Raw genomic sequence first — 12,889 nt, 5'->3', positions numbered from 1 at the left:
GCGTCGGGTCTGAGGACGGTTCACCCCGTTACGCCCGCTGACGCTCCGTTGTTCGTGTTCACGTTCCGGCTTGGCGTCGTTGCGGGCCGGGCCGGGCCGTCCTGGCTCCCGGCGTTGCGGTGTGTCGTCTGGGCTGGCGTTCGATTTGGGTGTGGCGTTGTGCGTGGCGTCGTTGCGCCGGGTTCGAACCGTTCCGGTTGAGGATGCTGCGCCGCGTCGTCCCGGTGCCGCTCGAGGGTACGCAGCCGGACTTGGTGGTGCTGCACTCGGCGCCGGGCCCGCGCTGACACGACGCGCCGCCTACGCCATCCGCTGCGCACGGCGCGGACGTAATGCGCCTTCCGGCCCCACGGGAGGCGCCGGGCTGCGCGCTGCGTACCTTGTGCTGTCCAACCTGGGTAGCGGCGCGGGTTACGCCTCGCTCTGCATCGCGTAGGCCCCGAACGACCTCGGGCCGTGTGGGATCTTGGCCCCGGTGAGCAGTTCGGCGTAGGTCCGCTCCAGCACCGTGCCTGCGGACCCAACGAGGCGGACGAATACAGACGGCCGCGCCATCCCCGTCGACTCTCCAGTGTCCGGATCTGTGGGAGCCTGGGGGTGGGATCCTCCCGGGCTACCCGGCATTGGAGACGGGTGTGCTGCGTCTTTGGACTGTGGTGACGCTGTCCAGCGTTAAGGTGTGACCTCCGCAAGCAGCGCATCCGCATTCGCCGATGTGCACGTTGCATGGGCCATCGTCATTGTCGAGATATTCGGGAATCGGCAGCGGCGGTCCACGAGTGCAGCGGTTGCTTGTTCCCGCCTTGCGGAGCGTGCGGCGGAAATGCCGCCCGGCCGTGCGCGACATTGTCGAAAGACGGCTGCGATGCACCGGTCGCCGTATATTTTCGCCTATCATTCGGTGCGTTGCCGGGCCGGCGGGTCGGTGCGGCTGTGGCGTGGATTCGCGACGACGCTTCGGGACAGGACCGGGCCGTCCGGCGCCGTCCACCTGGCGGGGTGCGGGATCACGGTCGTCCGCCGCGGCGCTGCTCTCGAGACGTCGTTCCTGGTCAGGCTGCGTGACCGGCGGCGGTGAGGGCGGCACCGGCCCCTGCACCGGCCCACGCATCTGACCGTCCCGCTGGTCGCTGACCGCCGGCGGGGTGGTGTCACCGTGCAGGCGGCGCAGCTTCTCGGAGTGCCTTCTGGCCAGGCCCCATTCCCGATGCCGCGCATGCTCCCGGCGGAACTGCTCCTTCGCCGGAGAATAACGACGTGACCTGGTCCGGTCACGCATGGCAGCCAACTCCGTCTTCGAAAACAATCCCAGCTGCCCCATGCATGTAATTATCCCAGAACCCGATCGAAACCACCGCCCCGAACGGCAGCCCATAATGTCAAATGGTGCAGCGCCGGTAGGCCGCTGGCGTGTCCCTGGCCACGGCGAAGTCGCCGTGTTCGCTTTCCGGGCGACCGTCTCAGTCTGGGCCGGACCCGTTCAGGCTGTCCGGCTTACCGAGCTGCCGCGCCGCTTCGCCTCCCACCTAGTTTCCTAGGACGCCTGAGGGGAAGTGGCGCTCGCATTACGTACGTTCTTAACCGCCGACTCTGGCCGACGGGTTAAGGAAGTACGTAATGAAGTAGTGCTTCACTATGAAGAACGTGTCTAAATCTGTAGAGGGCCGCCTGGAGCGCGACCCTGACGACGGGCTTTTCGATCCCCAGGTCAGGGCCGCTATGGCCTTGTTCACCGTCGGGGGCGACACCCTTGCTCTCGAAGCCTCAGCCGCTGTTCGCGCCGCCTCCCACGCGGTCGACCGTATGCGTGCTCGTGGGGCGAACAGCCGTGGCCTGAGCGCCGGGGCGCTCGACATCCTGATTCGGCTCAGTGCGGTGCCCGACGACGGAATCAGCATCGGTGACCTTGCTCAGTCGGCCGGCGTGAGTTCACGCAATGTCACCGGGCTGGTCGACACCCTCGAACGCGACGGGCTGGCCCAGCGGGTTCCCGATCGGCGCGACCGACGTTCCGTTCTGGCCCGGATCACTCCAGCGGGGCTGGAGTGGATGGATTCCTTCCGGCTGCCCACCCAGGTTGCCATGTCCGCGATATTCCGAGGTTTCACACCCGCCGAGCTGATCCAGCTGCGGCATCTCTGCTTGCGCCTGGTCGACAACCAGCATCACCTCGACCAGCACCTGAGCCGGGCCGACGGCGGGGACGAGGCCCAGCCGTGAATGGGATCCCGAACAGCCGACACCGACAGGAGAGCTGGATCCGATGACAGCGAACAACCAGACCCGACAGACCGTTCGGGCGTATCACGACGCGAGGTTCCTCGGCGACGTACCCGCCGCCGTCGCGCACCTTGCCGAGCAGTTCACCTTCCAGAGCCCGCTCATGAGCTCCGACGACCCCGTCGGTCACCTGGCCGGACTGCCCGGATTCCTCCAAGTCGTCACCGGTGTCGACATGATCAGCGAGCTGTACGGCGAGACTGAGGCCGTCCTCGTCTACGACGTGCACACAGCCACACCGGTCGGCACGCAACGTACCGCCGAACACTTCCGGCTCGGAAACGGCCGGATCACCTCGATCACGCTGATCTTCGACGTGACATTGTGGCGGCTGATGGCGACAACGATGGACGGGGCGCCGTTCACTGGCGCGGCAGTCGCTCGGGAGCCCTAGCGTGCATTTCCGGTGGTCGACCAGGCGAGGTCGCCGGACGCGGGTTGGAGTAGTTCGAGCGGGGCGTGTCCGGGGTGAGGACTCAGGGGGAGCTCAGGGCGTTACCCGAGGCCGGCGGGGTGCTTCGGCGGGCAACCTTGCTGTCATGACCGACATCAAGCGGCTGCGCCGCTCGCAAACCGACCGGACCGTCGCCGGCGTCCTCGGCGGCATCGCCGAGTACTTCGGTGTCGACCCCACGATGGTCCGCGCCCTGTTCCTGCTGTCCATCCTGCTGACCGGGGGCGTCGCGGTCCTCGCGTACCCGATGTTGTGGATCGTCATGCCCGAGGCGCCGCCGGTGCCGGTGAGCCCCGCGCCCAGCGATCACCTGCCCTATGGCGCCTGAGTGGCCGGCGGTGCCGGCGTGACGATCCACCGGTGTCGCCGCCCGGCGGCACGGTGCTCGTGGCGCACGACGGGCCGATTTCTCCCCGGTCGGGCGTCAGCGCGGCCAGTCTCGCAGGCGGTGGCGCAGATCCGCGATCCGCTCCGCGTCGAGGCCGTAGAAGGTGAACCGGCCGTCGTCGAGGCGGTCGAGGTAGCGCCCGGCGGCCACGACGTCGTCGTCCTCCAGTGCCGGGTCCTGGCGGCGGGCCAGGTCCAGCAGCTCGGCGACCGGGTACCGGTCCAGCGCGGCGGCGACGTCGATGTAGTCGCGTACCTCGCGGCGATTGACCAGCGCCGCGACCTTCGTGGCGATCAGGTCGTCCAGGTGCATGACGGGGCCGACGTCCATCATCACGGGGCTCCGGCTGCGGTCCAGGCGGGAGAGGGTCAGACGTACCGTGCGATCACCATCACCCACGGTGAACTCCCGCTGGTCGAAGCCGGCGAACAGTTCGAGGAGGTCGTCGGCCTCCTCTTCGCGCACCGTGTACCCGGCCTCGCGCAGCGCCGCGCACACCGCGTCGGCGGCCGCGCCCGCGGCGCCGTCGGTGTCGGTGAACAGGTCGACGTCCTCGGTGGGGCGCTCGACGAGGCCGTTCATCAGCCAGGCGAAACCACCGCCGAGCACGAAGCCGTGACGCTCCGCGACGGCGAGTGCTACGCGAGCGACGTCGGTGTAAAAGGCGATCACCGGCTGCGCAGCGCGGCGTGCCGAGCCTCCCACGCGCGGCGCACGCCGTGCGGCAGGTTGAGCTCGGGCCACACCTGCACGAGGAGCCGCTTGTTGAGGAAGCGGCGCAGCTCGTCGTGGCGGATCGCCTCGCGCAGCACGTTCTCATACATCCACAGCAGCAGGTCGTGGTTGCCGAGGTCGAACCGGCGCTGCGGGTTCCACATCAGCCGCTGCGGCAGCTCGACGACGCCGCGGACCGGCCCGCGCAGCTCGTCGAGGGTCCGCGCGACGAGGGCGGCACGGTGCGGACGGACCAGATAGGCCACCGGTCCGCGCGCCGACTCGTCCTGCATGGCCCGAAGTGTACCCGGGCGCCGCTGTACCGGGGCCACTCCACCGCGGCGCCGAGCGGATTCGGCCCGGCTTTCGCGCGTGACGAGTCCCTGGATCCGCGTGGCGCCGGCATCCCCGTCGCCGCGCTCGTCGAGCTCCTCACCAGCGACCCGGCCAACGCGGTCCGGGCCGTCGGCCTCCACGCCGCAGCCAGCAGGAGCGGCGCGGGGCCGCCCTGCCGGCCGTGGTGCGGACAGGTGATCCGAACCGGCAACGGAGCCGATGCCGCAGGGGACTGTTACCAGCGGCAGGTCAGCGGGAGTTCTGCCGAGGGATGACGACCTCGCGGATGAGCAGTTGCACCGCCGCGACCACGGGGATCGCCACGAGCGCGCCGACGATGCCGAGCACCGCGACGCCGATGAGCACCGACAGGATCGCCGCCAGGTCGGTGACCTTCACCGCGCGGCGCATCACCGTCGGGTAGATCGCGTAGTTCTCGATCTGCTGATAGATGATGAAGAACACCACACATGCGATGCCGGCCTGGATCGACGTCGCGAATCCGACAATGCTCACCACGACCGCGCCCAGCGTGGCGCCGATCTGCGGGATCAGGTCGGTGATCGCGACGAGGACGGCGAGGGCGTAGGGATACGCGACGCCGATGATCAGCAGGAACACGAACGACGCCAGGCCCGCGACGACCGCGATCGCCAGTGCGCCGCCCAGGTAGGCGCCGACCTTGGTGAGGATCTCGTCGCCGAGCAGCCGGACGCGGTCGCGGCGCGACGCCGGCACCAGCCGGTAACCGCCCTCCTTCAGCCGGTCGAAGGCGGCCATGAAGTACAGCGTCAGCACGATGACCATCACGATGTTGAACACCGCGGAGAACGCGACCTGCACACCGCCCCAGACGCCACCGAGCGCCTTGGTGACGTTACCCGGCGTCGCGACGTTCTTGAGCTGGTCCAGCAGCTGGTACTGCTCGTTGAGGCGGTTGAGCTGGTCGCTTCGCTGCAGGTTGTCGATGTAGTGGGGGAGGTTCTCGATCAGCGCGTTGCTCTGCTGCACGAGCGGCGGGATGAGCGCCACGACGCCGCCGCACAGCACCAGCATCGCGCCGATACCGACCGCGGCGACGGCGAGCCCGCGCGGCATGCCCCACTTCCTCAGCCGTACCACCGCGGGATTGAGGCCGATCGCGAGGAACAGCGCGATGAAGATGAGGACCAGGATCGAGCGGACGTTCTGCACCGCCAGATACGTGGTGTACGCCAGCGCCAGGCCCAGCCCCGCGGTGAACCCGATGATCAGCGGCGAGCGGCGCATCGGCGGCCCGGGCCGGCCGAACCGCGGCGGCGGCTCGACGACCACCACGTCGATGTCGACCGCGATCTCCGGCCGCACCGGCGCGGCGGGCCGGAACGGCTCGTCGGGCTCGACGGGCTCGGATGTCGTGGGTGGCGACGAAGGTGGCGCCGGCGGGTCCTGCACCTCATCCTGCACTGTGAACTCCCTGGGATGCACCTGTACTTGAGGCAGGGTACCGGGTGTGCTCCAGCGTGGACCGCTAGCGTATGGTCATGGCAGATCTGGTGTACCCGCCGGTCATCGCGCTCGCGCGGACCATGTTCCGGCTTCTCGACATGAGGATCACGATCGAGGGCGAGGAGCACGTGCCGGCTGACGGGGGAGCCGTCATCGCCTGTAATCACGTCTCATATCTCGACTTCATCTTCTGTGGCCTCGGTGCCCGCCCCTCCAAGCGCCTCGTGCGGTTCATGGCCAAGGACTCGATCTTCCGCCACGGCATCGGCGGCCCGTTGATGCGCGGCATGCACCACATCCCGGTCGACCGCGACGCGGGCATGGCCTCGTACAAGGCCGCGCTGTCCGCGCTCAAGGCCGGCGAGGTCGTCGGTGTGTTCCCCGAGGCGACGATCAGCCAGTCGTTCACCGTCAAGGAGCTCAAGAGTGGCGCGGCCCGCCTTGCCGCGGCCACCGGCACGCCGCTGATACCCGTGGTGCTGTGGGGCACCCAGCGATTCTGGACCAAGGGCCATCCCCGCGATCTCACCCAGCGCGGCGTGGCGGTCACGATTCACATCGGGGAGCCGTTGTACCCGGCGCGCCGCGACAGCCAGGACGCGGTCTCCGCCGAGTTACGCGCCCGCATGACGACCATGCTCGACCGGGCCCAGCGGGAGTATCCGCAGGCGCCGAAGGGTCCGGACGACGCGTGGTGGCTGCCGGCCCACCTGGGCGGCAGTGCACCTGCACCAGATGTTTATGAACCGGAGGCCCAGTGAGTCCAGCCGAACCCACCGACCTGCTCGTACTGCTGCGCGAGCTCGAACCCGTCGTTGAGGAGAATCTCAACCGGCACCTGGCCACGGCCAAGGAGTGGTTCCCGCACGAGTACGTGCCGTGGAGCGAGGCCCGTGACTTCGACGGGGTCCTCGGCGGACAGGCGTGGGCGCCGGGGCAGTCCAAGCTGTCCGAGGTCGCCCGGGTCTCCCTCGTCGTCAACCTGCTGACCGAGGACAACCTGCCCAGCTATCACCACGAGATCGCCAGCGTCTTCGGGCGTGACGGCGCGTGGGGGACGTGGGTCCATCGGTGGACGGCCGAGGAGGGCCGGCACGGTATCGCGATCCGTGACTATCTGCTCGCGACGCGTGCCGTCGACCCGGTCGCGCTCGAGCGGGCGCGCATGGCCCACATGGAGGGCGGCTTCCAGAACGCGTACGACGGGCTGATCGAGTCGGTCGCGTACGTGTCGTTCCAGGAGCTCGCGACCCGTGTCTCGCACCGTAACACCGGCACCGTCTCCGGTGACCCGGTCTGTGAGCAGCTGCTGGCCCGCGTCGCCGCCGACGAGAACCTGCACATGATCTTCTACCGCAACCTGCTCAGCGCGGCGTTCGAACTCGCGCCCAACACCGCGATGCGCGCCGTGACCAAGGTCGCCTCCACGTTCCAGATGCCCGGCCACACCATCGAGAACTTCGGCCGCAAGTCGGTGCAGATCGCCAAGGCCGGCATCTACGATCTGCGACTGCACCATGACGACGTGCTGACGCCGGTGCTGCGCCAGGTTCGCGTGTTCGACCGGTCGCTGTCCGGCGACGGTGAGGCGGCGCGCGACGAGCTCGCGACCTTCATGGCCGACCTCGACGCCCAGGCGTCACGCTTCGTCGAGCGCCGCGAGGCGCAGCGTGCACGGGCCGCCGTCTGACGGCGTCCGCCTTTCGCACCCTTTCCGGGCGCCCGCGTGCTGCGGGCGCCCGTCCTTTTTTGGCGGTCGTACGGCATGAGCGCCCCGTCAAACCTCCGCCGCGCCCCTGTCGCCGGGCCTTCGCGTGGGCGTCCGATCGCTGAGCCGCACGGCCGGGCCGGCGCCCTGGGGTGGCTGCCTGGTCGCCCGGCCGGACGGCCGGGACAGGCGGTTCTGTAGCGGTCCGATCACTCGATGTGGATCTGGTCGGGGTGTCCGATAGCTCAGGGCGGCGGTTGCCTTCCGTGAGCGTTGCAGTAGGCTGCGACGACCGTTCCGTGCCTGTCACTGCCCGTCTGACCGATTTCAGCGTGTCCGGCGAAGCCGTGCGGGCTGCGGAATTTCACTCCCCGTATCGGAAGGCAGTATCGCCATGGCTAGACGCGTGATACATGAGCTGATCGACGACCTCGACGGCGGGCTCGCCGACGAGAGCCTCAGCTTCGGCCTCGACGGCGTGCAGTACACCATCGATCTGTCCGCGAAAAACGCGGCCGAGTTGCGGGACGTGCTCGCGCCATTCGTCGCGGCCGCCTCGAAGCTCGGCCGGACGGCCGCGCAGGCGCCACCGGCGCGCGGCGGCCGCGGCCGCCCGGTCCTGTCCGCCCGCGCGGAGCGGGAACAGAACCGGGCGATCCGTGAATGGGCGCAGAGCAAGGGGCTGCAGGTCTCCGACCGCGGCCGGATCCGTTCCGACATCGTCGAACGGTTCCACGCCGAAGCGGGAAGCTGAACATGGGGGCGCCCAGTTCCGGGCGCCCCCATCAGTCGTAAGCCGGATGTCGTCAGTCGAATCAGGCCGAGTCGATCAGGTCGAGTCGAATCAGGCCGAGTCGAGCGGATCGGCGAAGAGCGGCTCGAAGGCCAGCTCAGCGGCGCCGAGCAGGGCCGCGTCCCGGCCAAGCTGCGGGGTGCGCAGGCGGACGTGCTCACGGCAGGCGGGCAGCCCGTTGCGGTTGAGGCGGCTGCGCACCTGGGCGGCGGAGGCGAGGTACACCTCCCGGAGCGTGCCCCCGAAGATCACCATTTCCGGGTTGAAGATGTTGACCAGGTTGGCCACGCCGAAGCCGAGCCAGTCGCCGACCTGGCGCATCGCCGCCTGCGCGGTGTTGTCGCCCCGTGACGCGGCGTCGACCACGGCCAGGATGCCGTCGCGGCCGGCGGTCGGGTCGCGCCCGGCGGCCGACAACAGCGCGTGCTCGCCGATCTCGGTCTCCCAGCAGCCGCGAGAGCCGCAGCTGCACGGCTTGCCGTTGGGGTTGACGACCATGTGGCCGACCTCGCCGCCGTATCCGCCGTGGCCGGTGACCGGGCGGCCCGCGGCGATGATGCCGCCCCCGACGCCGGCGTCGCCGTAGAGGTAGACGAGGTTGTCGCAGCCGGCGGCGGCGCCGCGGGTGTGCTCGGCGAGCGCGGCGAGGTCGGCGTCGTTGCGCACGGCCACGGGCCGGCCGTCGCCGATGAGGTCGCGCAGGGCCTCGCCGAGGGGCTGGTCGGCCCAGCCGAGCTGGGGGCCGAGGCGGACGAACCCGTCCTCGCGGCGCACCATGGCCGAGACCGCGGCGCCGCTGCCGATGAGCCGGGCTCCGGCGGGGACGGTGACCCGCATCTTGCGCACGAAGTCGGCGATCGGCGCGACGACGGTGGCGGCGTCGTGCTCACCGCGCGGGCGGGCGGTCTCGAACCGGTCGAGCAGCACCCCGCCGAGCCCGATCCGGGCGGCGACGATCCGGTCGACCTCGACGGCGACGGCATACACGTAGACCTTCTCCGACTCGGGCCGCACCACGAGGGAGGGTCGCCCGGCCCGGCCCCGCTGCTCGCGCGGTACCCCCTCGCTGACCAGGCCGGTGGCGGCCAGGTCAGCGGTCAGCGCGCCGATCGTGCTGCGGTTGAGTCCCAGGCTCGCGGTGAGGTCGGCGCGGGACATGGCGCCGTGGAGATGCACGGAACGCAGGAGCGCTCCGAGATTGCTCCGGCGGATCTCCTCCTGGCTGGGGCCAACGCGCATGCTCGGCTTTCTTGTGGGGTGCGGAAGTGAGCCTAGTCGTTGAGCGTCATCGCAGCCCTGCCGCGGCCGCGCGCCGCCGGGTCAGCGCGTCGATACCGGCGGCGAGCAGGAGAACGACGCCGGTGACGATGTACTTCGTGCCGGGGCTGTAGTCCATCAGGCCCATGCCGTTCTCGATGACGGCCACCACCGCACCGCCGAGGACCGCGTTGAGCACCCGGCCCTTGCCCCCGAAGAGGCTGGTACCGCCGATGACGGCCGCGCCGACCGCGTACAGCAGCACGTTGCTGCCGCCGGTGTTCGGGTTGACCGAGGCGTCCCGCGACGCGGCCACGATGCCGCCGACGGCCGCCATGGTGGAGCAGATGACGAACACGGAGATGCGGATCGCGTCGACGTGGATGCCGGCGCGGCGGGCGGCCTCGCGATTGCCGCCGACGGCGTAGATGTGCCGGCCGAACGTGGTGCGGTTGAGCACGAACGTGCACAGCGCCAGCAGGACCCCGACGATGAGCACGATCATCGGCACGCCCCGCTGGGAGATCGTGTCGCTCTTGGAGCGCTCCAGGTTGAGCGTCCACACCGCGCCGCCGAGCAGCACGGCGACGGTGACGACGCGGATCGCGATCACCGACGCCGGCTCGGCGGTCAGCCCGTGACGGACCCGGCTGTAGCGCTTCCACAGGTGCAGGGCGAGCATCCCCGCGACCGTGACGCCGTAGAGCACCCAGCCCTGCTCCGGGGTGAACCGGCCGTCGAAGTTGATCTTCTTGATGGTCGGGTCGTCGACGGCGACGATCGTGCCGCCCTTCATCAGCAGCAGCACCGCGCCCTGGAAGGCCAGGAACGCGGCGAGCGTGACGACGAACGACGGTATGCCGAGCTTGGCCACGAGCAGGCCGATGAGCAGCCCGATCGCGGCGCCGGTGAGGATGGCGCCCAGCACCGCCACATACCACGGCAGGCCGAAGTTCGTCAGCAGTACCGCGAGGACGGAGGCGCAGACCCCGCTGGCGAACCCGGCGGACAGGTCGATCTCGCCGAGCAGGAGCACGAACACGAGCCCCATCGCGATGACCGTGACGGCCGCGCCCTGGTTGAGCAGGTTCGCCAGGTTGCCGGCGGTGACGAAGCGCGGCCGGGCGACGGAGAACACGATGGTCAGCGTGAGCAGCCCCAGCACGGCCGGTAGCGCGCCCATGTCGCCGCCGCGCACCCGGGCCACGTAATTGCGGGTGTACGCCGCGAAGCCGTGCGCGGGCCGCCCGCCCGCGCGCTCCTGAGCCTCGAGAGTCGTGCTCATGCCGTGGCTCCGTTCTGGCGCAGCCCGAGTTCGCCGCTGCGGCCGGTGGTGATGAGCTCGACCACCTGTGAGTGGGTCACGTCGGTGGCCCGGACCTCGGCGGCCATCTGGCCGAGGTACAGCGCGGCGATGCGGTCAGCGACGGCGAACACGTCGTTCATGTTGTGCGAGATGAGCACCACGGCCAGTCCGTTGTCGGCCAGGCGGCGCACCAGCTCCAGGACCTGGGCGGTCTGCGCGACGCCGAGCGCGGCGTTGGGCTCGTCGAGGATGACGATGCGGTTGTTCCACAGCACGGCCTTGGCGATGGCGACCGTCTGCCGCTGGCCGCCGGAGAGGCTCGAGACCGGCTGGCGGACCGACGCCACCGTGCGCACCGACAGGCTCGCCAGGGTCTCGGCGGCCCGCTGCTCCATGGTGATGTCGTCGAGGACCAGCCCCCGGCGGATCTCCCGGCCGAGGAACATGTTCTGCACGATGTCGAGGTTGTCGCACAGGGCCAGGTCCTGGTACACGATCTCGACCCCGAGCGCGGCGGCGTCGCGTGGGCCGTGCACGGACACCGGCCGGCCCTCGAACAGGTACTCCCCGGAGTCGATCGAGTAGATCCCGCCGACGCACTTGACGAGGGTGGACTTGCCGGCCCCGTTGTCGCCGACCAGGGCGGTGACCTGCCCGGCGTGGACGGAGAAGTCCACGCCGCGAAGCACCTGGACGGGTCCGAAGCTCTTGTTGAGCCCGCGGATCTCCAGCAGGGGTGTATCGGTCACGATGCTCCTTCGGGCCGGCCCGCGGTGGCGGTCGCGGCGTCGCCCCGGCGGTCGCGACCGGCTCCGGTGCCGCCGTGTCCGCCGGGCTGGCAGATCCCCAGGTGTGAGATCCGGTACCTTACTTGATACCCGCCGCGGAACATTTCGCGGCGAAGTCGCCGGTGCACACCTCGCTGGCCGCGACATATCCGTCGTCGATGACGTCCTTGACGTTGTCCCTGGTGATCGCCTTGGGCTCGAGCAGGATCGCGTCCACGCTCCGCTTGCCCAGCGGGTCGTAGACCTTGCTGTCCGTGACGCCCGTCTCACCTTTGGCCAGACCGATGGCCAGCCGGGCGGCCGCGGCCGCCTCGCGACGCACGTCCTTGTAGACGGTCATGCACTGGTCACCGTTGAGGATGTTCTGCAGGCCCTGCGCGGTCGCGTCCTGCCCGGTGACCGGGATGCGCCCGTTGAGCCCCTGCTTCTTGAGCACGTTGATGGCCGCGTTGGCCAGCCCGTCATTGGCGGCGATCACCCCGCCGATATTCGGCTGGGCGGTCATCATCTGCTCGAACGCCGTCCCGGCCCGGGTGTTGTCCCACTCCTCGATCCACTGGTCCGGGCCCTTGACGTACTCACCGGAGGCGAACTTCGGGCCCAGCACGGCGTCGTAGCCGTCCTTGAACAGCGTCGCGTTGTTGTCGGTCTGCGAGCCGTTGAGCTTGGCGACGACCGGCCGGGTGATCTTCGTGTCGGCGAGGCAGCGGACCAGGCCCTGGCCCTGCAGAGTTCCGACGGCGGTGTTGTCGAACGACACGTAGTAGCGCGCCGAGCCGCCGAGCGTGAGCCGGTCGTAGTCGATGGTGGCCACGCCGGCGTTGCGGGCCTTGTCCAGCACCGCCTTGCCGGTGCCGGAGTCCAGGTTGACGATCATGAGCACGTCGACGCCCTGGGTGATCATCTGCTCGGCGATCGTGGTGAAGGCGCTCTTGTCGTTCTGCGCGTTCTGGATCTCGTAGTCGACCCCGGCGGCCTTGAACGCGGCGGACAGGTACTTGCGGTCCGCGGTCTCCCAGCGCGCCGAGGACTTGCTGTCGGGCAGGATGACGCCGATGCGTGGCCGGCCGCCGTGCCCGCCGGCGCCGGACACGTGCTCGGTGCAGGCGGCGAGCCCGCTCGCGGCCAGCACGCTCACCGCCAGCAGGGAGAGGATCCCTCTGCGCATTGCACGGGTCCTTTCGGTGTCGATCGGGGCTCGACGGTGAGTGCTGTGTCGGGCAACGTATTGCGTGCCGCCCGCACACACAAGGGAGCCATCGCCGGTGCGCGGTCGCCGCCCGTAACGATTCCGCAAAGCGCTGGCAGTCACGCCCGCTCACGTTGCGTGACAGACCCGAACTATTGTGGAGGCTCAGCGAGGTTCGATACGCACGG

At 69.7% G+C, this 12,889-nt stretch carries 14 protein-coding genes; 6 read left to right on the top strand and 8 right to left on the bottom strand.

Annotated features, from left to right (window positions below; genetic code table 11):
• Positions 1-411: 411 nt before the first annotated feature.
• A complete protein-coding gene (locus AB0367_RS32900) occupies positions 412-555 on the bottom strand; it encodes a hypothetical protein (protein WP_366230383.1) in 144 nt (47 codons plus the stop codon).
• 1,080 nt (positions 556-1,635) lie between these two features.
• On the opposite strand from AB0367_RS32900, the gene AB0367_RS32895 reads away from it, so the two are divergent.
• The 3 genes from AB0367_RS32895 to AB0367_RS32885 all read left to right on the top strand — a co-directional run bounded on the left by AB0367_RS32895 (position 1,636) and on the right by AB0367_RS32885 (position 3,062).
• On the top strand, positions 1,636-2,220 hold the full coding sequence (locus AB0367_RS32895; protein WP_366230382.1) for a MarR family transcriptional regulator: 585 nt from the start codon (positions 1,636-1,638) through the stop codon (positions 2,218-2,220).
• A 43-nt stretch (positions 2,221-2,263) separates the two neighbouring features.
• The gene (locus tag AB0367_RS32890; RefSeq protein ID WP_366230381.1) at positions 2,264-2,674 is read left to right on the top strand and encodes a hypothetical protein; all 411 of its coding nucleotides are present in this window, start codon (positions 2,264-2,266) and stop codon (positions 2,672-2,674) included.
• 145 nt (positions 2,675-2,819) lie between these two features.
• Positions 2,820-3,062 (top strand): PspC domain-containing protein, encoded by a 243-nt coding sequence (locus tag AB0367_RS32885; protein WP_366230380.1) that lies wholly within the window; start codon positions 2,820-2,822, stop codon positions 3,060-3,062.
• A gap of 96 nt (positions 3,063-3,158) precedes the next feature.
• Here the strand turns inward: AB0367_RS32885 and AB0367_RS32880 are convergent, their stop codons facing one another.
• The 3 genes from AB0367_RS32880 to AB0367_RS32870 form a co-directional block, all read right to left on the bottom strand.
• A complete protein-coding gene (locus AB0367_RS32880) occupies positions 3,159-3,794 on the bottom strand; it encodes a nucleotidyl transferase AbiEii/AbiGii toxin family protein (RefSeq protein WP_366230379.1) in 636 nt (211 codons plus the stop codon).
• Positions 3,791-4,129 (bottom strand): hypothetical protein, encoded by a 339-nt coding sequence (locus AB0367_RS32875; protein ID WP_366230378.1) that lies wholly within the window; start codon positions 4,127-4,129, stop codon positions 3,791-3,793. The genes AB0367_RS32880 and AB0367_RS32875 overlap by 4 nt, the downstream gene beginning before the upstream one ends.
• A 292-nt stretch (positions 4,130-4,421) precedes the next feature.
• A complete protein-coding gene (locus AB0367_RS32870) occupies positions 4,422-5,618 on the bottom strand; it encodes an AI-2E family transporter (RefSeq protein WP_366230377.1) in 1,197 nt (398 codons plus the stop codon).
• 77 nt (positions 5,619-5,695) lie between these two features.
• Here AB0367_RS32870 and AB0367_RS32865 point away from each other — a divergent pair, with 77 nt between their 5' ends.
• The 3 genes from AB0367_RS32865 (at position 5,696) to AB0367_RS32855 (ending at position 8,122) form a co-directional block, all read left to right on the top strand.
• Positions 5,696-6,421: a lysophospholipid acyltransferase family protein gene (locus tag AB0367_RS32865; RefSeq protein WP_366230376.1), complete on the top strand. Its 726-nt coding sequence runs from the start codon at positions 5,696-5,698 to the stop codon at positions 6,419-6,421.
• On the top strand, positions 6,418-7,350 hold the full coding sequence (locus AB0367_RS32860) for an acyl-ACP desaturase (RefSeq protein WP_366230375.1): 933 nt from the start codon (positions 6,418-6,420) through the stop codon (positions 7,348-7,350). Before AB0367_RS32865 ends, AB0367_RS32860 begins: the two co-directional genes overlap by 4 nt.
• 412 nt (positions 7,351-7,762) lie before the next feature.
• The gene (locus AB0367_RS32855) at positions 7,763-8,122 is read left to right on the top strand and encodes an Lsr2 family protein (protein ID WP_366230374.1); all 360 of its coding nucleotides are present in this window, start codon (positions 7,763-7,765) and stop codon (positions 8,120-8,122) included.
• A gap of 90 nt (positions 8,123-8,212) precedes the next feature.
• On the opposite strand, the gene AB0367_RS32850 is transcribed toward AB0367_RS32855, so the two are convergent.
• The 4 genes from AB0367_RS32850 to AB0367_RS32835 form a co-directional block, all read right to left on the bottom strand.
• Positions 8,213-9,400, bottom strand: a complete 1,188-nt coding sequence (locus AB0367_RS32850) for an ROK family protein (RefSeq protein WP_366230373.1) — start codon at positions 9,398-9,400, stop codon at positions 8,213-8,215.
• A gap of 46 nt (positions 9,401-9,446) precedes the next feature.
• Complete coding sequence (locus AB0367_RS32845; RefSeq protein ID WP_366230372.1) at positions 9,447-10,703, bottom strand: ABC transporter permease; 1,257 nt, start codon at positions 10,701-10,703, stop codon at positions 9,447-9,449.
• Positions 10,700-11,473 carry an ATP-binding cassette domain-containing protein gene (locus AB0367_RS32840; protein WP_366230371.1) on the bottom strand — a complete coding sequence of 258 codons (774 nt, stop codon included), beginning with the start codon at positions 11,471-11,473 and terminating at the stop codon, positions 10,700-10,702. Before AB0367_RS32840 ends, AB0367_RS32845 begins: the two co-directional genes overlap by 4 nt.
• Before the next feature lie 118 nt (positions 11,474-11,591).
• On the bottom strand, positions 11,592-12,680 hold the full coding sequence (locus tag AB0367_RS32835; RefSeq protein WP_366230370.1) for a substrate-binding domain-containing protein: 1,089 nt from the start codon (positions 12,678-12,680) through the stop codon (positions 11,592-11,594).
• Positions 12,681-12,889: the final 209 nt, after the last annotated feature.

Source organism: Dactylosporangium sp. NPDC051484 (assembly GCF_040689395.1).
GTDB lineage: Bacteria > Actinomycetota > Actinomycetes > Mycobacteriales > Micromonosporaceae > Dactylosporangium.
This window is presented reverse-complemented; position numbering and strand designations above follow the sequence as displayed.

Excerpts from the sequence above, each read along its gene's own strand:
- AB0367_RS32900 (WP_366230383.1), bottom strand. The coding sequence starts at position 555 with ATGGCGCGGCCGTCTGTATTCGTCCGCCTCGTTGGGTCCGCAGGCACG.
- AB0367_RS32895 (WP_366230382.1), top strand. The coding sequence starts at position 1,636 with ATGAAGAACGTGTCTAAATCTGTAGAGGGCCGCCTGGAGCGCGACCCT.
- AB0367_RS32890 (WP_366230381.1), top strand. The coding sequence starts at position 2,264 with ATGACAGCGAACAACCAGACCCGACAGACCGTTCGGGCGTATCACGAC.
- AB0367_RS32885 (WP_366230380.1), top strand. The coding sequence starts at position 2,820 with ATGACCGACATCAAGCGGCTGCGCCGCTCGCAAACCGACCGGACCGTC.
- AB0367_RS32875 (WP_366230378.1), bottom strand. The coding sequence starts at position 4,129 with ATGCAGGACGAGTCGGCGCGCGGACCGGTGGCCTATCTGGTCCGTCCG.
- AB0367_RS32865 (WP_366230376.1), top strand. The coding sequence starts at position 5,696 with ATGGCAGATCTGGTGTACCCGCCGGTCATCGCGCTCGCGCGGACCATG.
- AB0367_RS32855 (WP_366230374.1), top strand. The coding sequence starts at position 7,763 with ATGGCTAGACGCGTGATACATGAGCTGATCGACGACCTCGACGGCGGG.
- AB0367_RS32850 (WP_366230373.1), bottom strand. The coding sequence starts at position 9,400 with ATGCGCGTTGGCCCCAGCCAGGAGGAGATCCGCCGGAGCAATCTCGGA.
- AB0367_RS32845 (WP_366230372.1), bottom strand. The coding sequence starts at position 10,703 with ATGAGCACGACTCTCGAGGCTCAGGAGCGCGCGGGCGGGCGGCCCGCG.
- AB0367_RS32835 (WP_366230370.1), bottom strand. The coding sequence starts at position 12,680 with ATGCGCAGAGGGATCCTCTCCCTGCTGGCGGTGAGCGTGCTGGCCGCG.